This is a genomic window from Anabaenopsis elenkinii CCIBt3563 (genome assembly GCF_015245355.1).
Taxonomy (GTDB): Bacteria; Cyanobacteriota; Cyanobacteriia; order Cyanobacteriales; family Nostocaceae; genus Anabaenopsis; species Anabaenopsis elenkinii.
In genome coordinates, this window is the sequence record NZ_CP063311.1 from 3367179 (window position 1) to 3392922 (window position 25744).

11 protein-coding genes are annotated in these 25744 nt (G+C 42.0%); 9 read left to right on the forward strand and 2 right to left on the reverse strand.

Annotated features, from left to right (window positions below):
- Both IM676_RS14695 and IM676_RS14700 read left to right on the forward strand, forming a co-directional pair.
- Positions 1–324, forward strand: a 324-nt coding sequence (locus tag IM676_RS14695; RefSeq protein ID WP_200987579.1) for a CARDB domain-containing protein, incomplete at its 5' end; no start/stop codon positions are given.
- Positions 230–8380, forward strand: a complete 8151-nt coding sequence (locus IM676_RS14700) for a S8 family serine peptidase (protein WP_200987580.1) — start codon at positions 230–232, stop codon at positions 8378–8380. The genes IM676_RS14695 and IM676_RS14700, both read left to right, overlap by 95 nt.
- A gap of 283 nt (positions 8381–8663) precedes the next feature.
- Here IM676_RS14700 and IM676_RS14705 read toward each other — a convergent pair whose 3' ends face one another.
- Together IM676_RS14705 and IM676_RS14710 are read right to left on the reverse strand one after the other, a co-directional pair.
- Positions 8664–11720, reverse strand: coding sequence for an Eco57I restriction-modification methylase domain-containing protein (locus IM676_RS14705; protein ID WP_200987581.1), 3057 nt, complete (start codon positions 11718–11720; stop codon positions 8664–8666).
- A gap of 53 nt (positions 11721–11773) precedes the next feature.
- Positions 11774–13033, reverse strand: coding sequence for a glycosyltransferase family protein (locus IM676_RS14710; RefSeq protein WP_200987582.1), 1260 nt, complete (start codon positions 13031–13033; stop codon positions 11774–11776).
- 286 nt (positions 13034–13319) lie between these two features.
- Here IM676_RS14710 and IM676_RS14715 point away from each other — a divergent pair, with 286 nt between their 5' ends.
- From IM676_RS14715 to psb32, 7 genes are all read left to right on the forward strand, one after another.
- Positions 13320–17306 carry a magnesium chelatase subunit H gene (locus IM676_RS14715; RefSeq protein WP_200987583.1) on the forward strand — a complete coding sequence of 1329 codons (3987 nt, stop codon included), beginning with the start codon at positions 13320–13322 and terminating at the stop codon, positions 17304–17306.
- 295 nt (positions 17307–17601) lie between these two features.
- The gene (locus IM676_RS14720) at positions 17602–18975 is read left to right on the forward strand and encodes a DNA cytosine methyltransferase (RefSeq protein WP_200987584.1); all 1374 of its coding nucleotides are present in this window, start codon (positions 17602–17604) and stop codon (positions 18973–18975) included.
- A 15-nt stretch (positions 18976–18990) separates the two neighbouring features.
- Positions 18991–19830, forward strand: a complete 840-nt coding sequence (locus IM676_RS14725) for a TdeIII family type II restriction endonuclease (RefSeq protein ID WP_200987585.1) — start codon at positions 18991–18993, stop codon at positions 19828–19830.
- A gap of 258 nt (positions 19831–20088) precedes the next feature.
- The gene (glyS, locus tag IM676_RS14730) at positions 20089–22239 is read left to right on the forward strand and encodes a glycine--tRNA ligase subunit beta (protein WP_200987586.1); all 2151 of its coding nucleotides are present in this window, start codon (positions 20089–20091) and stop codon (positions 22237–22239) included.
- Between the two features lie 203 nt (positions 22240–22442).
- Positions 22443–23816 carry a UDP-N-acetylmuramoyl-L-alanine--D-glutamate ligase gene (gene murD, locus IM676_RS14735; RefSeq protein ID WP_200987587.1) on the forward strand — a complete coding sequence of 458 codons (1374 nt, stop codon included), beginning with the start codon at positions 22443–22445 and terminating at the stop codon, positions 23814–23816.
- A 74-nt stretch (positions 23817–23890) separates the two neighbouring features.
- Positions 23891–24925 (forward strand): phosphoribosylformylglycinamidine cyclo-ligase, encoded by a 1035-nt coding sequence (gene purM / locus IM676_RS14740; RefSeq protein WP_200990229.1) that lies wholly within the window; start codon positions 23891–23893, stop codon positions 24923–24925.
- A gap of 85 nt (positions 24926–25010) precedes the next feature.
- On the forward strand, positions 25011–25742 hold the full coding sequence (gene psb32 / locus IM676_RS14745; protein WP_200987588.1) for a photosystem II repair protein Psb32: 732 nt from the start codon (positions 25011–25013) through the stop codon (positions 25740–25742).
- Positions 25743–25744 lie beyond the last annotated feature (2 nt).

The window sequence follows — 25744 nt, forward strand, 5'->3', positions numbered from 1 at the left end:
GGAGCAGCAGAAGCAGATTGGTATGACGCTATTTACATCTCAGATGATGAGATTTTTGATGGGTCTGATACTTTTATTACATCGCAATCTATTTCTGAGCAAACACCCTTAGCAGCAGATGGTAGCTACACTATTACTAGTAATATTACTTTACCCAATAGGATTACAAGTGTAGGCAATCGTTACCTGTTATTCCGTACTGACCATGAGAACAATCAGCTCGAAACAGATGAGACTAATAATACCTTCCCTCAGTCCTGGGGAATCAACCCAAGTCTCCCTGTTATTGCAACCATCAGCCACCGAAGAATTAACAGTTTATAACGGAGATATAGTCATTGCTGGGGATGAAGCATCATTACAACTCCCCTTTAGCTTCCGCGCCATATCAGAAGCTACAGGTAACTTAAATATTAGTGTCGTCAATGAACTATTTTTCTTTGCCGAAGGTTCACCCAGGTTAGAAAATGCCACAATCACCCTTGTTGATCCCTTTACTGGTAGAGTAATTTTCTCAGAAACCGATGCCGACGGACTGTTATTAAAGAATGACTTAACAGAAGGGTATTATAAACTCAGAGTTACAGCCGACAGCCATGATACCTATGAGCGCAATATCTACATAGGCGCAGGAGAAACCAACAACGTTCAAGCTTTCCTTTCCCGTCAGACAGTTAAATATACCTGGACTGTAGTCCCCACGGAAATCGAAGACAGATATACAATCACCATCGAAAGCGTTTTTGAAACTGATGTCCCCATTCCCACAGTAGTCATCGAACCGACATTTATTGACTTGGAACGGTTGCAAGTCGTCGGTCAAGTCATGCAGATTGATATTACAGCCACTAATCATGGTTTAATTGCGGCTGAAGATATTAACCTATTTTTCGGTACACATCCTTTCTATACAATTGAGCCGCTAATTAATAACATCGATACACTAGCCGCCAAGAGTTCCATTACAGTACCAGTTCGTATTACTCGCATTGCCGACTTTGACAGTTTAAGCACCTCTGGGGGAGAATTAGCCTTACAATCCACCCCCTCGGTTCCTTGTAGTATTTCAGCCGGTTTAGATTACTACTATGAATGTGCAGGGGAACCAATTAAACGAGCCATCCCCATTCCTTTCTTCAATGTTCAAGGTAATTGTGTTAGTGGAGGTGGCGGTGGATTTGGTGGCGGCGGATTTGGTGGCGGTGGATTTGGTGGCGGTGGATTTGGCGGTGGCGGTGGACGTATCACCCCTGTGACAGTTAATATACAGTCTAGCGACTGCGATCCTTGCAAGGAAAAGAATAGACAGGCACTTGGTTGTTTATCCCTGGCTACCCTTGGTTGTGTTCCTAACCCCCTGAGTACTGCTGCTACCGTGATTGCTTGTACTATTGCCTTGGGAGATGGGGAACTTACTTTTGGTGATGGAGGTTGCATTCCTGGTCCAATTGGTTGTACTTCTTCCATTATTGATTGTCTGAAAAGTATTTGTTATGGCTTTCTATCCAATGACATCACTACAGCTAATGCCTCCGGTACAATTAATGCTGGACTGGCTCAATTAACGAGTTATTTGGAATACTGGCAAACACTGCAAGATTTTTATTTACTGTACTATGGGGATTCCGCTTGGTTAGAAGCAAGCTCTCAAAACCAGGAGCTACTTAATACCTGGATGACAGCCTTTAGTAACAATACTCAAGGTTCAACATCAGCAGAAGTAAAAATCTCAGATACAGAAAGGGCAGAATTACTTACCTTAGCACTTCCCAATGTATTAACCGGTGCCAACGTTAATAAGTTTATAGACCGTTGGAATAGAACCATTGACTACTACAGCCAAGGTATTTACAGTGTCCAAGATGTTCCAGCAGGGGAAAATACTGACTTTTTAGCCCAGGATCAACTCCGAGCAATTGGTACTAATATAGACTCCATCCTCAGTGAGTTGGAAACAGCAGGTTATGAGGACTTAACCCAAGCAACATTAGATGTAGTCAACGAATTGCAGAAAGCCCTAGAAGGAGGCGGGGGAGTATGCGCCACAGTCAGACTCCGCATCGACCAAGAAGCAGTAATGACTCGTGCAGCCTTCCTGGGAACCCTAGAAATAGAAAATGGTAATCCCACCAACATAGAAAACCTCTCAGTTATCCTGGAAGTTAAAGACGCTCAAGGAAACATAGTTAACGAACTCTTTGGCATCACCGCCCCCATTCTCAGGAACATCAGCGCTGTAGATGGTACTGGTATCCTCACAGGAAACAACCCCAATACCCCCCAAAATGAAGGCATTGGTACCGCCCATTGGACATTTATCCCTACTAACCTCGCCGCACTGGAAGTACCCACACAATACAGTATCGGTGGAGTTCTCTCCTACCTGGAAAATGGCGCTAACATCACCGTACCCCTCCTTTCTGCCCCCATCACCGTTTTCCCCCAAGCTGAATTATATTTAGACTATTTCCATCAAAGAGATGTTTTCGCCGATGATCCCTTCACTGATAAAATAGAAATCTCAGTACCCTACTCCCTCGGTGTTCTAGTTCGTAACGAAGGGAAAGGCGAAGCTAAAAACCTAAAAATCACCTCCGGTCAGCCCAAAATCATCGAAAATGAGAAGGGATTATTAATTGACTTCCAAATCATCGGCTCAGAAGTCAATGGTAGAGGAGTTAATCCCTCCCTCACTGTAGACTTTGGTAACATCCCCGCTGGGGATACCGCCGTGGCTAACTGGCTGCTCAAGTCTTCCTTACAAGGGAAATTCATCGAGTACAGCGCCACCTTTGAACACATTAACAGCTTGGGTAAACCAGAACTATCCTTAATCAAAGAAGTCACCATACATGAACTCATCCGCATAGTTCAAGTTGACCATCCTCAACCAGATAACTTACCAGACTTCCTCGTTAACGGTACCTTTGACGCGGAATTTACCCCCGATATTCTTTACTTTAGTAGCGGTGGTACCGCCCCAGTAAAGGCTGTTAAAAATGCCACCATTGACGCTGCTCCCACCATCAATGATTTAACCGTACAAATTAGCGCCACAGTAGAAGACGGGTGGACATATTTCCGCCTTCCTGAACCCAGTGATAGTCAATTTGATATTGTGCAAATCCTCCGGGGTGACGGTACACAAATTAACCCGGAAAATATTTGGACAACAGATCGCACCTTCCCCAGTACAGGACGCCCCACTTACGAAAACATTCTGCACTTCCTGGATGATACCACTGCGGGCAATACTAACTACACCGTTATTTATACTCCCGGCGGTCCTAGGGTCACTAACATTAGTAATATTGGTTCCGAGGCGATCGCCACCGCCGTCAATGCAATTACAGTGGAATTTTCCGAACCCATTCAAGGCCATACCTTTGACTACACCGACTTAAGCCTGACTCTCAATGGTGGTAGTAACCTGATTAATAACACTGTTACCACCATTGCTTTATCTCCCACCCGCTACCAAATCACGGGATTAAACAACCTCACCAGAGAAGATGGGGAATATACTCTCACAGTCAACGCCAATGGCATCCAAGATACCACAGGTAAAGTAGGCATTGACTCCCTGAGTGAAACCTGGGTAAAAAGTCCCACCGGCAACGCAGACACCACTGCACCGGAAATAGTGGATGTTGTTAATCTGCTGATTAACCCCCGTAACCAACCAGTATCCGGTATTAATGTCATCTTTTCCGAAAAGATTGACCTCAGTACCTTCACCTCCTCAGATATTACCCTTACCCGCGATAGTGGTACTAACTTAATTAATAGTTCCGTCACCATCGCTGCTATTGATGATACCACCTACCGGATTAATGGACTCAGTGGGTTAACGGCAATTGACGGAAGATATACCCTGACAGTCAGTGCTGCAAATATTCAAGACCTAGCAGGGAACCTAGGAATCGGTATACAATCGGAAACCTGGGTAATGGATACCATTGCTCCGGCTTTACCCACTAATATTACCGTCACCAATCCTTTCCTCCCAGCAGGTTTGAGTTTAGCATCCTTACAACCTTTAACAGTATCGGGACAGCAGCGCATTAACACCACTACCCCTACCATTAGTGGTGAATTAGGAGAAACCGGGTTAAAAGTCTTCTTCTATGATCAAGTTACTAACCAACTCTTACAACAAGCAACGGTTACGGGAACTGAATTTACTGGTAATGTTCAATTACCCGCTCCCGGAGCTAGAGAATTAGGCATTAGACTAGAAGATGCAGCCGGAAATACTACAAACACGACTTTAAGCCTGTTTGCCGATGTAATTCCCCCGGTTATCACTCAATTTCTCAATGTTCCTACTTCTAGCCCCAACTCATTGCCATTCATTGATGTTCAATTCTCTGAACTCATTGATATTAACACCTTTGACAGGGCTGATATTACTCTCACCCGTGATGGTGTTCTCCTTACCATTCCGGAAACCGTGACTGTTAGTTATATATCTGATACTACCTACCGAATTAACGGATTAGAAAACTTAACAGCAACGCCGGGAACTTACAGCTTACGGGTTGATGCTACCACGATCCAAGACAACGCTGGTAATAGTGGGGGTGAAGCAAAAACCACTATGTTCACAGTTACACCACCCCCGACACTGGGAATTAGTTTAATTCAAACTGGTGGTAGTACCATGGTGACAGAAGGTGGAAATACTGACACTTATACTATTTCCTTAAAAACCCAGCCTAGTGCTGACGTTACCATTACCTTGAGTCCAGGGAATCAAATCACTACTAATACCAATACTCTCATTTTTACCCCTGCTAATTGGAACATTGCCCAGGTGGTGACGGTGACGGCGGTGGATGATGTGGTTACCGAAGGAACACACAATGATAGTATTACCCACAGTATTAGTAGTGCGGACTCTGAATACAATAGCTTAACTCTGCCCACGGTGAATGTCACCATCATAGATAATGATGCAGAAATTAGAGGTAGGGTTTGGCATGATGTCAATGGTAATGCCGCTAGAGATGAAAATGAGCCTAGCCTGGAAAATTGGACGGTTTATTTAGATGGCAATAATAATAGTCAACTAGATGAGGGTGAGGTTTTTACTACTACAGATGCAGATGGTAATTATACTTTTAATGATCTGCGTCCTGGTACTTATCGGGTGGCTCAAGTTCTCCCAGAGGGTTGGCAACAAACTTACCCCATTGTGAATGTTAGTACCACTGCTGCGGATATTCCCCTATTTATTCCTACTTTGCCTGTAACTACAAGTGATACGGCGCAACTTAACTTTAGTTCTCCCGATTACATTGTTACAGAAGATGGCATCGCCTTGACGGAAATTGTGGTCACCCGCAGTGGTAATCTTGCTGGTGTGGTGGGTGCAACAATTACTTTTATGGATGGGACGGCTCAAGGCTGTGGTTGTGGTCCTAGTTCGGTTAATAATGATTTCCATAACACTCCCATTACTATTACCTTCGCCGAAAACGAAACTACCAAAGTTATCGCTGTAGAAAATGCTGTGCTAGGTAATCCCAAGGCCATCCGCATCCGTAATGATAGTCAGGTTGAAGGGAATGAATACTTTACTATTAAGTTGACCAATCCCACGGGGGGCGCATCAATTGGGAGTCAAGGTATAGCTACAGTGACAATTATTGATGATGAATCTCCTAGTGATATTGTCATCACTCCTAATACACAACTTGTCTCTTGGGATAATACTCAACCATTAAGTTTAATTAACCTCGATGAATTCTGGGCAGATACCCGCTTTACTAACATCAAGGGTCAGGGTTACAGCACCGTGATCATTGACACGGGTATTGATTTAAATCATCCCTTCTTTGGTGCTGATGATGATAATGATGGCATTGCCGACCGAATTGTTTACCAGTATGATTTTGCTGATAGGGATGATAACGCCAGCGATAAAAATAACCACGGTTCCCACGTCGCTAGTATCGTCGCCTCCGTCGCCCCAGATAGTAATCTGATTATCCTCAAAGTCTTTAGAGATAACGGTTCTGGTTACTTCTCAGACTTAGAAGCAGCTTTACAATGGGTCAACAGCAACGCTGATACATATAATATTGCATCTGTCAACCTTTCCCTAGGAGATAATCAAAACTGGACTACCCCTGTGGGGCGTTATGGTATTGCGGATGAACTAGCCGCCATAGCTAACCAAAATATCATCATTTCTGCTGCTGCGGGCAATAGTTTCTACACCTTCAACAGCCAACCCGGACTCGCTTACCCCGCCATTGACCCCAATGTGATTTCTGTGGGTGCGGTGTGGGTAGATGATTTTGGCGCTCACACCTTCGGTAATGGAGCGATCAACTACAGCACCGGATCTGACCACATTGCTAGTTTCTCCCAACGTCACCCATTGATAGATGTATTTGCCCCTGGTATTTTTATCACAGGTGCCAACGCTAGCGGCGGTACTATCACCATGGGGGGAACATCTCAAGCCACCCCCTACATTACCGGAATTGCTACCCTAGCCCAAGAAATCGCCCAAACCTATTTAGATAGGGAATTAACATTAACGGAATTCCGCACATTATTAAGCACCACCAGTGATTTAATTATTGACGGTGATGTGGAAAACGATAATGTCAATAATACAGGCATTGCCTATCCTCGGATTAATATGTTAGGTCTAGCTGAAGCTATTCTCAACCTCGGCGATACTACTCCTAATTCAGGTGCGGTGAATCCTGGTAACAGTAATCATGATAATTCTGGGGTAACTACCAATAACGTCAGCCTCGTTCACACCGTCACCCTGACATCAGGACAAGTTGCTACAAATATTGATTTTGGTAATCAACTTATTCCCGATTTCCCCCCTGTCAACAATGCACCCATACTGACTAACCCCATTCTTGATCAGATCGTTCTATCCAGTTCTAATTTCACATTTACTCTACCTACTGATACCTTCTCAGATGTAGATGTAATTAACCCCTTTAAAAATTTAGTAATCTTCGGTGATAGTCTCTCTGATACTGGTAAATTGTACACTGCTACAGGTAACCTGTTCCCTCCATCGCCAAATTACCAGGGACGTTTTTCTAACGGTTTAATTTGGGTTGATTATTTCGCCGGTGAGTTAGAATTTACCCCGGAAACTGTGAAAAACTTTGCCTTTGGCGGTGCTACAACCGGTGAATTTAGCAGTAATCCTTTATTACCCTTTGCTATACCAGGATTACTCACCCAGGTTGAGGAATTTATTGATTTAACTGCTACTAATCCTATTGGCGCAGATGGATTGTATGTGATTTGGGCTGGTGCTAATGATTTTCTATCGATTCCAGCAGATGTTAACCAAGCTATCACTGATGCTGTAAATAATATCAGTAGTGCCATCGGCATCTTAGCACAGTCAGGCGCTCAAGAGATTTTGGTAGCTAATTTGCCAGACTTGGGATTTATTCCCGCTTTGAGAAATACTCCTAATGCTCCAGGGGCTACAGCTATTACTACAGGCTTTAATACTGCTTTAAGTGCGGCATTAAACAACTTAGCACCCAGTTTGAATGTCAATTTATCTTTGATAGATAACTTTGCTTTACTGCAGGAAGATAACAGTGTCCTCCAGGAGTACGGATTTACTAATTATACAACTCCTCTGATTAATATAACTGACCCTGTATCTGCGGATGAATATTTCTTTTGGGATGAAAGACATCCTACTACTAAAGGTCATCAATTGATTGCGGAAAACTTGAGAAATCAACTGCTCAATCAGCAACTGATTCCAGATTTCCTCACCTACTCAGCCACATTAGAAAATGGTGAACCCTTACCTTCATGGTTAACTTTTAATCCTGTTACTCGCACCTTTAGCGGTACACCGGGTAATGAAGATGTCGGTACTTTTGATATTACCGTCACTGCTAGAGATACAGCGGGTACAAGTGTGGGTGATACCTTCGCCTTGACAGTAGTAGACCGACCTCCCAACGTCCTCAATCCCGCAGATATTGACGGTAACGGTAGGGTAACGGGTGCGGATTTACTATTCATTGACCAATATCTACTTTTACGCAATAATCCTAATGTTGATGCGATTTTACAAAGCTCTTTTAATCTCTTTAGCACTGAAACTGTGGGAGCCACAAACACCACAGGTTCTGCTTTGAGGAGTGCGATCGCGAATGGGGTCAACAACTTAGCTTTTGATGTTGATGGTAATGGTCAAGTCACAGGGGGGGATATTTTCTTAATTCGTCAAGGACTGTTACTCAAGAATAATCCTAACGTCAATGCCATTCTAGAAACCACCTTTAATCTGTTTACCAGTGAACTCACAGGACCGAGAAACACAGGAGCCGAAATTAATGCTTTTACCTCCGGGTTGCTGGGGTAGTTTTCTGGTCAGATGGGGGGCTTGCCACTGCAATCATTTCTGTGAGAAGGGAATTACAATTTTGATGATCTATCCCTGTGGCTAGGGATTAATCTGGCGATCGCTGTACACAAATATACGGAACTGCGATCGCTTCCCTAGTTAATCTTCTTGGCCGTGTTAGCTCTTGCTGGGGATTTACCGCACGTAAACCACAATAGCTCTAATGCAATTAAGGGCCAACTACCCATAGCCAAAGATTCCTCTATGGCTTTAAATCTGTGAATTTACCCGGATGAATGACTTAGCCTTCCATAATAGCTATTTCCTCATCAGTTAATTCATAGAGTTCATACACCAACTGATTAATCTGTCTATCTGTAGCATTAATTTGTTGTTGAATTCTTCTTTTAGCTGGGGGTGTTTGGGCTTGATTTAGCTGTTCATGTAAAAACAACATTTGTTCAACCAATTGAATCATACGATTATGAATTAAGTTATCAGTAGACTTCGACAAGTCCAATAATTTAATAGGTATTCTTTGAATAAATTGTTTATTTAAAGCAATATAGCCTCCTCTAAACGGGGTACTAATTAACCTTAAGAATTTATTGATTAATTGAGAATTAAGAACTCCTAATAAATACAAATAAGATATATGAGTATTCTCTAATAGAGAAATACCATATCCTCCTCCACCACCCCCTCCGCTACCAACAAAATAATAATCACCGTTTAAATCAGCAGCGAAACAACTACCAGTAGCAATTGCAGGGACTAGTAACTTTGGTGAATTAAACCGGGTATGATTTTTCTTGTATACATAACCATACCAAGATTCACCCATGTTACCCTTATTTCTGGCTGCTAAACGCTCTTGGTTCTCTTGAATGTAATCCCATGTGAGAGGAAATTTATTTTGATATTCACTGACTGATAATAAAACAGATTTTTTATTCATGGTTACATAGGGGAAAATGAGACGTTTATTAACATTTTTTAAACAATACCTATGAATATTCACAGAACCTTTTAACAAGTATTTTAGAAAATCATTTTCTAGCCAATGTAATTGACCAGTTGCTTGAGATTTACACAAAACTTGCCGATTTTCTATATTTACCTGTTCAAGAATAAATATATCATCTGCATCAGTTTGTAACCCTACGAATAAATGGCAAATATCACCTAACTTTGTCGGTAATAAATTAAGTTTATTAAACCATTGTTCATTTTTTACCATAACAAAGTTCCACTCATTATTAGAAATATATGAGCTAGGAAACATTTGACTCATGATATTTTCATTTTCCTGGTTACTCCAATCAATTAAACTATCGACTTGACAAACCTCAAAACTTTGATTTTTCTGCTTACTTAAAAATAACAAACAAGTGTATGTAGTTGCTGTGGTAAAAACTTGTTGATGACCAAAATAGATTATTTGATTTAATGATTTACTTTTTGCTATTAAACCCCTGAGAATTTCTCCATATTGAGCATTAAAAAACTTATGGGGTAAGATAAAACCCAAACGCCCATCCTTTCTTAACAGATTTAGTCCTTTTTCTACAAAAACAACATAAATATCATAATTTCCCTTACTTGCAGAAACATATTGTTCCTTATAAAATTTTACTTCCAAAGCAGCCCATTCCTTTAAAGCTTGAATGCGAATGTAGGGAGGGTTACCAATCACTACATCAAACCCCCCTTGCTTCATAATTACTGGGAAAGCTATTTCCCAATCAAACACATTAACTCGATCAGCTGTATCTTCATCTAATAAATTAAGCTGATTATTATGATAAAATTTTCCATCTATTAAAGAGTTACCACACTGAATATTATCATCTAAATCTGGTAAAGCCCTTTCTTTTAAAAATTCTAACTGTTTGGTGATGGTTTCTCCAGACTCACCTTCTAAGACCTTTAACAACAAAGATAACTTAGTTGTTTCTACTGCTTGTTGGTCAATATCTACACCATAAATGTGAGTTAATAAAATGCGTTTTCTCTCAGTTGCAGTTAAGCGCCAAGTATTACTGCTAACTTGATAAATTTTATTTTTGTACTTCTTGGGGTTGTGCAAATATTGCTGTAAATACCAATCTAATAAGAACTGATAAGCAACAATTAAAAAAGAACCTGACCCACACGCAGGGTCAATAACTGTCATGTCTTGGACTTTTTCCGGTTTCTTATCCTCTAATGCTTTACCAATGGTATGTTTAACAATATAATCCACAATATAACTAGGAGTATAATAAACACCCCCAGCTTTTCTCACTTCTGGTTTATCTTCTATTACTACTTGGCGACTTGCGGATAAAGTAATCACTTTACCTAGAAACTGCTCATAAACTTGTCCTAAAATTTCTACAGGAATTACAGAAAATTCATAGGGAGTTTCTGGGGGATACAATTTTTTAATGATAGCCCTCAAGGGATAATCTTCTATTACCAAATTGAGAGTAAAATCATCTGGTGCTTCCCTTCCTTTCTCCTGTTGAAAATGAAATAAACCAGAATTATAACGATAGTCAGCATTAATAAATAAACGCCCTAACTCTTGATAAATATTATTAAATTTTAATAAGTTAAATAACTGCTGATAATTTTCTATTTCCCTATCTTCGCAAATCCGCAGAAAGACAATTCTATTAATGGTGATTTGGACGGCAAAGTTTAACTCTCGTTGCTCAATTTCCGGGTTGCGCCAAGCAATATTAGCGCCTAAATTTTCTCGCCAAGTTTCAATTTCCTGTAAAAAAGCTTTATCAACAGTGATACCGGCTTTTACTTGAGTTTCAGCAAATTTTTCTAAAGCACCATTTAATACTGCTTCTTTAGAAAATAGTTGATAAATTTCTGCCCATTTTTCTACATATTCTGTATAATGAAAATGTTTAACTCTGCCTTGAGATGCTGAATCATTTTTATTGGGCATCAGGCGACAATCATAAACGGAAAATTCCTCAAAATCTGTGAGAATGCTGAGAGGTAATTTAGCTGACCATCCATAACGCCTGAGTTGAAACGCAGCACTAATATTTGTCCCTACATTTACAGCAGGTTTTTTCGCTTCTACAAAAAACTTTCTGACTCCCCCTACCCGAAAACTATAATCTGGTGCTTTGGCTTTTTCAGTACGAGTAGTTTTTAAACTATGTTCATGAACAACATCTTGGTAAATGTCAGCTGTTTGTTGTTCATTGCTCATGTCCCATCCCAAGGACGCAAAAAATGGATCAATAAATTGAATCCGAGTTTGTGTTTCGTTTAACCCACCTGCTTTATATAAATCTATTTGCTGGTGAAAATGCTCAACAAGTCGAATGATATTTACAGGTACATTCATGTTTGGTGTTAATAAGTAGTGTTATTTTGGGTATATGCATGAATTTTCTATCTCTATGGCTGACGCCACGCTACGCTATCAGTGACAATTTGTGCTAGTTTATCCGCAGCACCACTTTCCCCCCTAACATTGCGTAGTTTATCCCGAATTGCTGCTAGTTTTTCTGGATGAGTCAAAAAATCTAAAACCATTTCTCCTACTTCTGGGGGCTGGAGTTTACCCACCAGTTCTGGTACAATCTCCTCTTGTGCCCAGATGTTGGGCCATGCTAATAAACCTTTGCGACTCAATACCAGCCAGTTAATCACCTTAGCAAAGGTGGAACCCAACCCTGGTAAATTAGCTAATAATCCCGGTAAGCCATCCCAAGAACGCATAGCATCAAGTTGTTGTGTGGGTATCAAAACAATCATGGGTACTGCTAAAGCCCCCAGTTCGGCTGTGTTTGCCCCGACGGTGGTTAGGCAGATGCTACAGTGCGATAATAATTCATAGGCGGGATTTTCTCTGCACAGTTCCACAGATAAGCCTTTGTCTGTTTTGAGGATAGGATGCTCTGATTCCACTAAAACAGCGGGGGAACTACCAAATACCTTGACAAAAGGATTTTGTTGTGCATCAGCAAAACTCGCTAAAGTTTGTAAATCTAATGTCGGCGCTAGGGGAATTATAAATCTGGTGTGGGGTCTTCTGGTGTGAATATATTCAGCGATCGCCAAGCATAATGGGACACCTTGAGCTAATTTAGCGGCCTTGGAACCGGGAAGTAAACCAATTATTTCTGTGTTTGGGGAAGAGTTGGGAGTTAAAACTTGCTCGAGTCTCTGCGCTTCTACCATTAAGTCTCCCACAACTGTAAATTTATGGGCATATTTTGGGGGAACTTTTTGGGCAACTTTTGCTTGCATGACTCCAAACCGGTCAATCCAATCATACCAACGTGCATCCCATTCAGCATACACTACTGTGCGATATCCCAGTTTTTTGCCAATGACCACGGGAAAAATTTGATCGCCACCGAGGAAAACCACCACACCGCGATCGCGCCAGTCCCAATTTTGTGCAGTTTGACCCCACAGCAAGAACCGCCAAAAATGTTCTGGTGCTTGTACTCTATCCACTTCTGGATAGGAAAGGGCGATCGCTGCTTCTTTACCACTAGCATTTGGACAAGGTGACAAAACTACAGAAATCCTCACCACACAAGGATCATCCCCTAATTTTTCCCGCAAAGACTTGACAAATGGACGCACCCATGTAGTTACTTCCCCTGGTCCGTTGGAGAGAACTAATATATCAACTGGTTTAGTCATTGGTGATTGGTGATTGGTCTCTAGCCATTCTAGTTCTGAGTCGCCAATCGGTAAATATTACGATTTCGTTACAAAAATGTGAGTAAACACTTTTGTGATTTGTCAAGATTTATAAATAAATATTTATTTTTTTATATCGATTTGTGTCATAAAGCCCAAAAAATGCTCAAAGGTAAAGGTTTTTCTGATAAAAAATTAATATTGCCGAAAAAAAAGAAGTAACTCTGGCGGCAGATGTCGCTGAGAACTTCAGTTAGAGAACACGCATCACAAGGAGCCTATCTGCATGTTCACCCACGTCAAGTCCACCATTAGACATATTGCGCCTGATAACTTACGCGGACGTAATTTAATCAAGGTGGTCTATGTCGTGCTTGAGTCCCAGTATCAAAGTGCATTGTCGCAAGCTGTTAGCACGATTAACTCGAACAACCCCAACCTAGCCATTGAGATCAGTGGGTATTTGATCGAGGAACTCCGAGACCCAGAGAACTATGAAGAGTTCAAACGGGACATGGAAACTGCTAATATCTTTATCGCTTCACTTATTTTCATAGAAGACTTAGCACAAAAAGTAATTACCGCCGTTGAACCATACCGCGATCGCCTGGATGTGGCGGTAGTGTTCCCATCGATGCCAGAAGTAATGCGCCTGAATAAAATGGGCAGCTTTTCTTTAGCACAGTTGGGACAATCCAAGAGTGCGATCGCTCAATTCATGCGCAAACGCAAGGAGAAATCAGGGGCGGGTTTCCAAGACGGAATGTTAAAGCTGTTGCGGACTCTACCCCAAGTATTAAAGTTCCTCCCGATGGAAAAAGCGCAGGACGCGCGGAACTTCATGCTCAGTTTTCAGTATTGGCTGGGAGGTTCACCAGAAAACCTGGAAAACTTCTTGCTAATGCTAGCTGATAAATATGTATTAAAAGATGTAGACAAAAAAAACTTTCCATCTCCTCAATATGAAGCGCCAGTTGTCTACCCGGATATGGGTATTTGGCATCCTTTGTCCACGACTATGTTTGAGGATGTCAAAGAATACCTAAATTGGTATACAGCCCGCAAGGACATTTCTAGCGATCTCAAAGATCCCTTAGCTCCTTGTGTGGGATTAGTATTACAACGCACCCACCTAGTTACTGGTGATGATGCTCATTATGTAGCCATAGTTCAGGAATTAGAATCACTCGGCGCTAAAGTAATTCCTGTATTTGCTGGTGGGTTGGACTTCTCTAAACCCGTAGATGCTTACTTCTATGAACCAACTACCAAAAACGCCTTAGTAGATGCAGTCGTCTCTCTGACTGGTTTTGCTTTGGTAGGTGGCCCAGCCAGACAAGACCATCCCAAGGCCATTGAAGCCCTAAAACGCCTCAATCGTCCTTACATGGTGGCATTGCCCTTAGTATTCCAAACTACCGAAGAATGGTTAGATAGTGATTTAGGCTTACATCCCATACAAGTAGCCTTACAAATTGCCATCCCCGAATTAGATGGAGCCATTGAGCCGATCATTCTCTCAGGTAGAGATGGAGCTACAGGTAAAGCGATCGCCCTCCAAGACAGAGTAGAAGCAGTAGCACAACGGGCATTAAAATGGGCTAACCTGCGGCGCAAGCCCAAACTAGAAAAAAAAGTTGCCATCACCGTTTTCAGCTTCCCCCCTGATAAAGGTAACGTCGGTACCGCCGCCTACCTAGATGTATTCGGCTCCATCTACGAAGCATTAAAAGGGCTAAGAAACAACGGCTACGATGTGCAAAACATCCCCGAAAGCGCCCAAGCATTGATGGAAGAAGTCATCCACGATGCTCAAGCCCAGTATGCTAGCCCAGAACTGAACATCGCCTACAAGATGTCAGTACCAGAATATGAAGCACTTACCCCCTACTCCCAACGCCTAGAAGAAAACTGGGGACCACCCCCCGGAAACCTCAACAGCGATGGGCAAAACCTGCTAATTTACGGTAAACAATTTGGTAACGTCTTCATCGGCGTACAACCCACCTTTGGTTACGAAGGTGACCCCATGCGCCTATTGTTCTCCCGTTCCGCCAGCCCACACCATGGCTTTGCTGCTTATTACACTTACCTAGAAAGGATTTGGGGCGCAGATGCAGTGCTGCACTTTGGTACTCACGGCTCCTTGGAATTTATGCCAGGTAAGCAAATGGGGATGTCTGGAGACTGTTACCCAGATAACTTAATTGGCACAATACCTAATCTGTATTATTACGCAGCTAATAACCCCAGTGAAGCCACCATCGCCAAGCGGCGTAGTTACGCTGAAACAATTTCCTACCTCACCCCACCCGCAGAAAACGCCGGTTTATACAAAGGTTTGAAAGAACTCAGCGAGTTAATAGCTTCCTACCAAACCTTAAAAGACAGTGGTCGCGGTATTCCCATTGTCAACACCATCATGGATAAATGCCGCATCGTCAACCTGGATAAAGACATTAACTTACCAGAAACCGACGCTAAAGAGATGACCGCCGATGAGCGAGATCAAATCGTTGGTAGGGTCTACCGCAAGTTAATGGAAATTGAATCTAGGTTGTTACCTTGTGGCTTACACATCATTGGTAAACCACCCACCGCCGAAGAAGCAGTAGCTACCCTGGTAAACATCGCCAGTTTAGACCGTCAAGAAGAAGAAATTCTCAGCTTACCCCGGATCATTGCTAACAGCATCGGGCGGAACATCGACGATATTTACCAAAACAGCGACCTAGGGGTTTTAGAAGATGTGCAACTACTGCAAGACATCACCCTAGCTACCCGGGGCGCTGTAGGCGCACTGGTGAAAGCACAAACCGACGCCCAAGGGCGAGTTTCCCTAGTTTCCCGGTTGAACTTCTTCAACATGGGTAAAAAACAACCTTGGGTAGAAGCATTACATGAAGCAGGTTATCCCCAAGTTGACGCTGCTGCTTTAAAACCACTATTTGAGTATTTGGAATTCTGCTTACAACAAGTTTGTGCAGATAACGAACTCGGCGCATTACTCCAAGGTTTAGAAGGTGAGTATATCCTACCCGGCCCTGGTGGTGACCCCATCCGTAACCCGGATGTACTACCCACAGGTAAGAATATCCACGCCCTAGACCCCCAATCTATCCCCACCACCGCCGCTGTGCAATCAGCCAAAATCGTGGTAGATAGGCTGTTGATACGCAATAAGGCAGAAAATGAGGGTAAATGGCCAGAAACCATCGCCTGTGTCCTCTGGGGAACCGATAACATTAAAACCTACGGTGAATCCCTAGCACAGATTATGTGGATGATTGGTGTGCGTCCGGTTCCCGATGCTTTAGGACGGGTGAATAAATTAGAATTAATACCTTTAGAAGAGTTGGGACGACCCAGAATTGATGTAGTCATCAACTGTTCCGGTGTGTTCCGCGACTTGTTCATTAACCAAATGAACCTCCTAGACCAAGGGGTAAAAATGGCTGCGGAAGCTGACGAACCTTTAGAAATGAACTTTGTCCGCAAACACGCTCTACAACAAGCTGAGGAAATGGGAATTAACCTCAGACAAGCAGCAACCCGCGTTTTCTCTAACGCTTCTGGTTCCTACTCCTCAAATATTAACTTGGCGGTAGAAAACAGCACTTGGGATAGTGAGGCCGAGTTGCAGGAAATGTACTTGAGACGGAAATCATTCTCTTTCAACTCCGATAACCCCGGTGTGATGGATGAATCCCGGCAGATTTTTGAAACCACTTTAAAAACTGCTGATGCAACTTTCCAAAATCTCGACTCTTCGGAGATTAGCTTAACTGATGTTTCCCACTACTTTGATTCCGATCCCACAAAGTTAGTCGCCAGTCTGCGCAGTGATGGTAAAAAGCCAGCATCTTACATTGCAGATACCACCACAGCTAATGCACAGGTGCGGACATTATCGGAAACTGTACGTTTAGATGCGCGGACTAAGTTGTTAAACCCCAAATGGTATGAGGGGATGTTATCCCACGGTTACGAAGGTGTGCGCGAACTCTCTAAGCGGTTGGTAAATACCACCGGTTGGAGTGCGACCGCTGGCGCTGTGGATAACTGGATTTATGAAGATACCAATGAAACCTTCATCAAAGATGAAGAAATGCAAAAACGGTTGATGAATCTCAACCCCCATTCTTTCCGCAAGATTGTCTCAACTTTGTTGGAGGTGAATGGTCGGGGTTATTGGGAAACTAGCGAGGAGAATTTAGACCGCCTCCGCGAGTTGTACCAAGAAGTCGAAGACCGCATCGAAGGAATAGAATAATCTTGAGGATAGAGGCGCTCTTGAGAGCGTCTCTACTCGTTTCTAAGAGGTTGTTTGATAAGTTTTCAACAGGTAATTTTTATCTTAGGGAACACCGGAACAGGGATTGGGATTGGGAAGGATTGGGGAACACGGTATGGCTAACGCCACGCTATCGCTATCGACTTCGCTCACCGACCACACAAAAAACAATAAAATCCAGTCCCCTCCCCTTACAAGGGGAGGGTTAGGGTGGGGTAAAACAATAGTTGATACACTAATCATGACTTTCCAAACATCCTCTTAGAATTGCTATATGAAAAATCAGGGTTATGCTCAACAACTTGAATTATTTCAATTATTGCAACCTCTAAAAATTATTAAACATCAAACAAAATTTACATTTTTAGACCTTTTTTCTGGTATAGGTGGCTTTAGAATCCCTCTCGAAGAGTTGGGCGGTTTTTGTTTAGGATATTCAGAAATTGATAAAGAAGCTCTTAAAGTCTATAACAATAATTTTATTCATAAAACTAATAATACTGAAAAATATTTAGGAGATATTACTAATTTAAACAAGCTACCTTTTGATATAGATATCATGGTTGGTGGTGTCCCTTGTCAACCGTGGTCTATAGCAGGTAAATTACAAGGACTGGAAGACCCAAGAGGTAAATTATGGCTTGATGTTTTTAGAATTGTCCAAATTAACCAGCCCAAAGCATTTATATTTGAAAATGTTAAGGGTTTAACGGAGCCTAGAAATAGAAAAAGTTTAGAATATATCATTGATAATTTGTCAGCATCAGGTTATGTAGTCAAATATCAAGTCCTTAATTCCTATGATTTTGGTTTACCACAAGATAGGGATAGGGTATTTATTGTTGGTATTAATAATAATATCCATAACTCCTGGGGTTTTACATTTCCTCAACCTTTAAATCAACACCCCAAAATTTATGATATTATCCCTGGAGTGGAACGTACTCAATGTACTAAGAGTAAATTTCCCCCAGAAGTTTTATTTCCAGAGGGTAAAATCCCAGCTTCTAGAGGAAGATTTCAAAAGATAGATGAGTTGAATGATTTTTTTACCTTTGCCGATATTAGAGATGGACATAGTACAATTCATTCTTGGGATATCATACCAACCACTACAAGAGAAAAGTTAATTTGTAAAACTCTATTGAGAAATAGAAGAAAAAAAATTTATGGACCTAAAGACGGTAACCCTTTAGAATTTGAAGTATTACAATCTTTGATTTCTAATTTATATATAGAAGAAATTAATACTTTAGTAGATAAGGGTATCCTCCGCGTTGTTGAAGGTAAAGGCTATGAGTTTGTAAATTCTAAGATTTCTTCAGGGATTAATGGTATTTCTAAAATATATTTACCTCATGCTGATGCAATTGGAACTTTAACGGCTACGGGAACAAGAGACTATATATCTATAATATCTATAAAATGTCAGGAACCAGAATTATATAAGCAAAACTTTATTCAGCAAGTTTATTTCAAGAATCAGTATAAACCTTTAACCTCCCAAGATTATGCAAGATTACAAGGATTTCCAGATAATTTCCAAATTGCAGATAATGAAACTACAGCCAAGCATCAATTAGGTAATGCTGTTTCTATTCCTGTCATTTACCATTTAGCCCAACCTTTGTTAAAAATAATTTTGTAATAAGATGTTTTAAATATGGTAGCTATTAATTCAAAAACTCGCGCTGCAATAAAAGGTTATTTAGAAGGTTTTATTAAGGGTCTGATAGATGAGTATAAAGGGCGAGAAATTTTAAAACCTGTTAGCGCTACGGAATATTTATCAAGATATTCATCTAATGGGGAGTTAAAGCCATTTCAAGCCGCAATTATCCCTCCAGAGCTAATCAGGATAAATCAATTTGAACGTGGTTTGAGTACCAGGTTAGGAAATTCCCTTGAAGAATGCGCGCGCCTAATTGCATTGGAACATCATCAAGATGTGCGCCGAGGTTATGATATTGAAGCCAAAGTTAGTAATTCCGCCTTTGCAGAAGTAGAAATTCAAAAACAAAATTATGAATCTGCTGTTAACAAAAAACAAGAAAAACCAAATCTTAGACAGATGATCACAGCGGTTCTTAATGCTAGGCGCAGCGATGATTTAGAAAAAAAAGTAGTTCGTGCTGATCTTTATATTTTGGCTAAGGATAGCAGAAAACTCTTATTTGAAATTAAAGCCCCCAAACCGAATAAAGGAGAATGTTTAGAGGTTTTACAACGCCTACTTAGATTTCATTTACTTCTTGATGGCAATCAGCCTCAAATACAAGCTTATTATGCAATGCCTTATAATCCTTATGGTGTAAATACCAATGATTATAAATGGACACATGCAAAGAAATATTTACCTTTTGATGAAGCTGTAGTTATAGGAAATGATTTTTGGAAGATTATCGGTGGAGCAACTACTTATGAAGAACTGCTAGAGATTTATCTAGAAGTGGGAAGAGAAAAAAGTAAATATATGCTTGATGCTTTAGCTTTTGGATTTTAATAAAGCGATCGCCTGGTAAATGCACCCCCTCCCATATCCCGTCAGAGCGATCGCCTTTAACAGCAGCGCTTCCGTATCACATCCCGTCAAGATAATCAAATAGATGATCTTCTAGTCAGATTTATCTGACTTTAGCTTTGAGACGGGGGTTTCTAACCCCCGGTTCCTTGAATTGGTGGGTTTGTATTTGCTGGGTGAGCAAAATTAGGCTACTCACGGGTAAACTGGGAGAATTGACACCAGTTAGAAGATTTTCCTATGGCTGTATTTTTATTGGAAGTTGGTACAGAAGAACTACCCGCCAGTTTTCTAGGTGATGCCATATTACAATGGCGATCGCGCATTCCCCAAAGTTTAGAAGCCCAGAGTCTCACCAGCGCCACCGTAGAAGTTTACGGTACTCCGCGGCGGTTGGCGGTGCTAATTACAGGTCTACCATCCCAACAACCAGACCGAGAAGAGGAAATCAAAGGACCCCCCGCCCAAGCTGCTTTTAAAGATGGTAAACCCACACCAGCAGCAACTGGATTTGCCAAAAAGCAAGGTGTAGATATAGCCGCTTTATCCATTCGTCCCACAGACAAGGGGGATTTTGTCTTTGTTAAGAAAAGCATTGCTGGTCGTCCCGTAGCGGAAATCTTGACAGAACTATTTCCCCAGTGGATTTCTGGTTTAGAAGGTAAGCGGTTAATGCGTTGGGGTGATGGGGATATGCGGTTTTCTCGCCCCATTCGTTGGCTAGTGGCGCTGTTAGATAATGTAGTTTTACCTATAGAGTTGGTGAATGGTCACCAAAAAATTACCAGCGATCGCATTTCCCGGGGTCATCGTGTTTTACATCCCCAACCTGTGAGCATTCCCCAGGCCACAGATTACGTCAACACCCTACGCAATGCTGCTGTCATTGTTGACCCCACAGAACGAGCCGAGATAATTCACACCGAAGTAGAAGCAGCAGCCCACAAAGCCGGGGGGTCTACCGTATTTTACCCCGACTTGTTGGCAGAGGTCACCAACCTAGTAGAATACCCTTCCGCCGTAGTGGGTAAATTTGAACCAGAATTTTTGCAGTTACCCACAGAGGTAATTACAGAAGTGATGGTCACACACCAGCGTTACTTCCCCGTATTTACAGATACTCAAAGTAAAGAACTATTACCCAACTTTATCACCGTTGCCAATGGCGACCCCCATAAATCAGATATAATCGCCGTCGGCAATGAGAGGGTAATTCGTGCTAGACTAGCAGATGGCAAATTTTTCTACCAAGCTGATTTAGCAAAACCCTTAGAAAGCTATTTACCTCAGTTAGAAAAAGTCACTTTTCAGGAAGAACTAGGTTCAGTCCGGGACAAAGTAGATAGAATAGTCACAATTGCTAATTACATCAGCAGCCAATTACAACTAGAAGTACAGCAAAGCCAAAAAATCCAACGAGCAGCTTTATTGTGTAAAGCTGACCTAGTTAGTCAAATGGTCTATGAATTCCCAGAACTCCAAGGAATTATGGGGGAAAAATACGCCTTAGCTAGTGGTGAAGATGTGGAAGTAGCTAACGCCATTGTCGAACATTACCTACCCACAGGCGCAGGGGACACTTTACCCACAACCCTCACCTCCCAAATTGTCGGTTTAGCAGATAGACTAGATACCTTAGTGAGTATCTTTGGCTTGGGTTTAATTCCCACCGGTTCCTCAGACCCCTTTGCTTTACGTCGGGCGGCGAATGCAGTAATTAATATTACTTGGGCTGCTAATTTGCCCATCAATTTAGCAAATTTATTAACCCAAATTACAGCAGACTTTGCCGCGAAATACCATAAAGACCCGCAGACATTAACCGCAGCTTTAGCAGAATTTTTCTTACAACGGATTCGCACCTTACTACAAGACGAGAAGCAAATAGACTATGACCTAGTAAACGCCGTTCTGGGAGAAAATGACCCAGAATATACAGAACGAGCGTTACAGGATTTACTAGATGTGCGCGATCGCGCCTTATATTTACAACAAATCCGCAATGATGGTACACTAGATAAAATATACGAAACCGTCAACCGTTCCACCAGACTAGCAGCCCAAGGGGACTTAGACCAACAGCAGTTAGAACCCACCAACTTAATTCAAACGCAACTATTCCAAAAGTCATCAGAGGAATCATTCTACAACGCCCTAGTAGAATTAGTACCATCAACTCAAAAGGCAAAGGAAACCCGCAATTACCAATTGTTAATAGCAGCAATTGCAGAAATTGCGCCTACCGTGGCCAGATTCTTTGATGGTGAAGATAGTGTTTTAGTCATGGACCCCAATCCCGACATCAAACGCAATCGCCTATACCTCCTAGGACTACTGCGGAACCACGCGCGGGTACTCGCCGACTTTGGAGCCATAGTTAAAAATCTCTAGCTTCCTGACTTTCCCCATTTAGGTTAATAAATTTCACTAAAAATCGGTTCAGATACAGTGAAATTACTGATAAATAAGCAGAATTTTCCCTGGACAAAGCGGTTAATCAAAACCTATCCCCGGAAGCAACAAAAAATTTGTGTAATTCCTGCCAAGAAGCGTTACCATAATTAATGCTTAACCAGGGAAATCTGCCACAGTCTATGCCTAAAGCCTCAGTGATTGGGTTGGGAAAGTCCGGTATTGCTACCGCTAGATTATTAAAACGGGAAGGTTGGGAGGTAGTGTTAACTGATAGTCACACCTCTACCAACCTCCTCCAACAACAACAACAACTTGCAGCCGAGGGAATTACCGTAAAATTGGGGTATTCCCTTGATTTAAAGAGTACGGATTTATCTGATTTAATTGTTGTCAGTCCCGGTGTACCTTGGGATATTCCCGTATTAGTGGAAGCTCGAGCATTAGGTATTGAAACCATCGGTGAAATGGAACTCGCTTGGCGACATTTGCAATCTTCGCCCTGGGTAGGCATTACCGGTACTAATGGTAAAACCACCACTACAGCTTTGATTGCGGCCATATTTCAAACCGCTGGACTAAATGCCCCCGCCTGTGGTAATATTGGTTATGCTGCCTGTGAAGTAGCTTTATCAGAAAAACAGCCTGACTGGGTAATCGCAGAAGTTAGCAGTTATCAAATAGAGTCCTCAGTCACCCTTGCACCCCGCATCGGCATTTGGACAACCTTTACACCAGACCATCTGGCACGCCACAAAAGTTTAGAAAATTACTACAATATTAAAGCTAAGTTATTACTTAATTCTCATTTTCAAGTATTTAATGGTGATGACCCCTATTTAAATAAAATGGGTCTTAGTCATTGGCCTGATGCCTATTGGACAAGTGTCAAAGGTGAAGATTTTTTACTGGGAAAACAAGGCTTTTATATTCAAGATGGTTGGGTAGTGGAAAAATTAGAGCCTATTTCCACACCCAAAAAAATTCTCTCAGCCTCTGCTTTGCGAATGGTGGGAGAACATAATCACCAAAATCTCTTAATGGCGGTAGCAGCAGCTAGGTTAGCGGGAATTGAACCCGATGCGATTGATACTGCAATTCGCAAATTCTCCGGGGTTCCCCATCGGTTAGAACATATTTGTACTTGGGAAGGTATTGACTTTATTAATGATAGTAAAGCTACTAATTATGATGCAGCTTTAGTTGGACTAGTATCTGTTAATAGTCCTGCAATTTTAATTGCAGGTGGCGAAGCTAAACCAGGGGATGATACCGCCTGGTTAAATCAAATTCAAGCTAAAGCGGCGGCGGTTTTATTAATTGGGAACGCAGCACCAGCATTTGCTCAACGTCTCCAAGAAGTGGGTTATAGTAATTACGAAATTGTCGAGACCATGGACAAGGCGGTTCCTCGGTCAGCAGAATTAGCCAAACAATATCAAGCCTCCGTGGTGCTGTTATCTCCCGCTTGTGCGAGTTTCGACCAGTACCCCAATTTTGAAGTGCGCGGTGACGATTTTCGTAATTTGTGTTTGGCTTGGTGCGCTGCACATTAATCTCAAATATAGTTGACTATAGACTATGAACTATGGACTAATGACTAATGACTAATGACTAATGAATGACTTTTATGGATTATCGGGATGCTGGGGTTGATGTTGAAGCGGGTAGAGCCTTTGTAGATCAAATTCGCAATTTAGTTCACAGCACTTTTAGACCGGAAGTCATCGGCGGTTTAGGTGGTTTTGGCGGTTGCTTCCAACTACCAACTGGTTTTAAAGAACCAGTCTTGGTTTCCGGGACTGATGGTGTGGGTACAAAGTTGAAAATCGCCCAAGTTCTCAACCGCCATGATACAGTGGGGATTGATTTAGTGGCTATGTGTGTTAATGACGTTTTGACCTCAGGTGCACAACCACTGTTTTTTCTAGATTATGTGGCTACAGGTAAGTTAGAACCCCAGCAGCTGACGGAAGTGGTAGCAGGTATCGCCGCTGGGTGTAGATCGGCTGGTTGCGCTTTATTAGGCGGTGAAACCGCGGAAATGCCTGGTTTTTACCAAGTCGGTGAGTACGACTTGGCTGGGTTCTGTGTGGGAATTGTGGAAAAAAGCCAGATGTTAGATGGTTCCCAAGTAAAAGTTGGGGATGTAGCGATCGCACTTCCTAGCGCTGGTGTACACAGTAATGGCTTAAGTTTAGTCCGCAAAATTGTTGACACCACCCCTTTAGATTGGGATGAACGCCCACAGTTATTAGGTGGCCAAACCATAGGGGAAGCTTTCCTTAAACCTACACAAATTTACGTTAAGCCTGTTTTGGGAGCTCTTCAAGCTGAGTTAGAAATTCATGGTATGGCTCATATTACCGGTGGAGGCTTACCAGAGAATTTACCCAGATGTTTAGGTAAAAATCAAAGTATTCATCTGCAACCTGATAGTTGGACTATTCCCCCTATATTCCAATGGCTGGCTGAGGTTGGCTCAGTTAGTGCCGAGGCAATGTACAATACTTTTAACATGGGCATTGGTTTTGTACTGTTAGTACCACCCCATCAAGCAGAACAGACAATTAATTTCTTTCAATCACAGGATATCTGCGCTGTGGTAATTGGTGAGGTGATCAATGGTTCTGGTACATTGACCGGTTTACCGTTCTCCACATGATCAGTTATCACGAAGGCGGGATGAAAACCCTTTAGGCTTCTGTGATGCTATCTTTTCGTATTTAAACACATTAAGAGAGGATCAGATGAAACAGCTCCTTAACCCCATATTTAGTCTGAAAAAATATATAGCTCCCCTAATTGTCGTCTTGTTGACGCTCGTGCTGGGTTCTTCTGTATTTGCAACCCCGGTATTGGCTACAGGTGTATATCAAATCCCCAACCTCACCGCCAATAACTGGGTTTTAGATCAGGGTGAGATTCTCAGTCGCATCAACGAAGGTAAAATCAGCAACGCCTTTGGGGATTTAGCTAAAAAAACAGGTAACCAAGTCAGATTTGTCACCATTCGTCGCCTCGATTATGGGGAAACACCAGAAAGTTTTACCCAAGCACTCTTTGAAAAATGGTTTCCCACTCCAGTAGAACAGGCTCATCAAATCTTATTGGTACTAGATACCGTTACCAATGGTACTGCTATTGTCACAGGTGAGTCAGTTAAGTCTTTATTGACTGATGCTATTGCCGAAAGTGTAGTTACAGAAACTTTAGCTATACCAATAAGAGACGGTAACAAATACAACCAGGCATTTTTAGATGCAAGCGATCGCCTAGTTACCGTCCTCTCTGGTGAACCTGATCCCGGTCCACCGCAAGTTATGGAAACCGTACAGGTAGACAGCACCTTTACCAAAGCCGAAGACACCAATCAAGGTAACGCCACTGCTTGGGTAGTGGGACTTTTAATTGCTGCTACCATTATTCCCATGGCTACTTACTTTGTTTATCAAGTCAACCAACCATCATCCGATGGCTAAGT

Bases quoted from the DNA above. Each gene is read 5' to 3' on its own strand.
- IM676_RS14700 (WP_200987580.1), top strand. From the start codon at position 230: ATGAGACTAATAATACCTTCCCTCAGTCCTGGGGAATCAACCCAAGTC.
- IM676_RS14705 (WP_200987581.1), bottom strand. From the start codon at position 11,720: ATGAATGTACCTGTAAATATCATTCGACTTGTTGAGCATTTTCACCAG.
- IM676_RS14710 (WP_200987582.1), bottom strand. From the start codon at position 13,033: ATGACTAAACCAGTTGATATATTAGTTCTCTCCAACGGACCAGGGGAA.
- IM676_RS14715 (WP_200987583.1), top strand. From the start codon at position 13,320: ATGTTCACCCACGTCAAGTCCACCATTAGACATATTGCGCCTGATAAC.
- IM676_RS14720 (WP_200987584.1), top strand. From the start codon at position 17,602: ATGAAAAATCAGGGTTATGCTCAACAACTTGAATTATTTCAATTATTG.
- IM676_RS14725 (WP_200987585.1), top strand. From the start codon at position 18,991: ATGGTAGCTATTAATTCAAAAACTCGCGCTGCAATAAAAGGTTATTTA.
- glyS (WP_200987586.1), top strand. From the start codon at position 20,089: ATGGCTGTATTTTTATTGGAAGTTGGTACAGAAGAACTACCCGCCAGT.
- murD (WP_200987587.1), top strand. From the start codon at position 22,443: ATGCCTAAAGCCTCAGTGATTGGGTTGGGAAAGTCCGGTATTGCTACC.
- purM (WP_200990229.1), top strand. From the start codon at position 23,891: ATGGATTATCGGGATGCTGGGGTTGATGTTGAAGCGGGTAGAGCCTTT.
- psb32 (WP_200987588.1), top strand. From the start codon at position 25,011: ATGAAACAGCTCCTTAACCCCATATTTAGTCTGAAAAAATATATAGCT.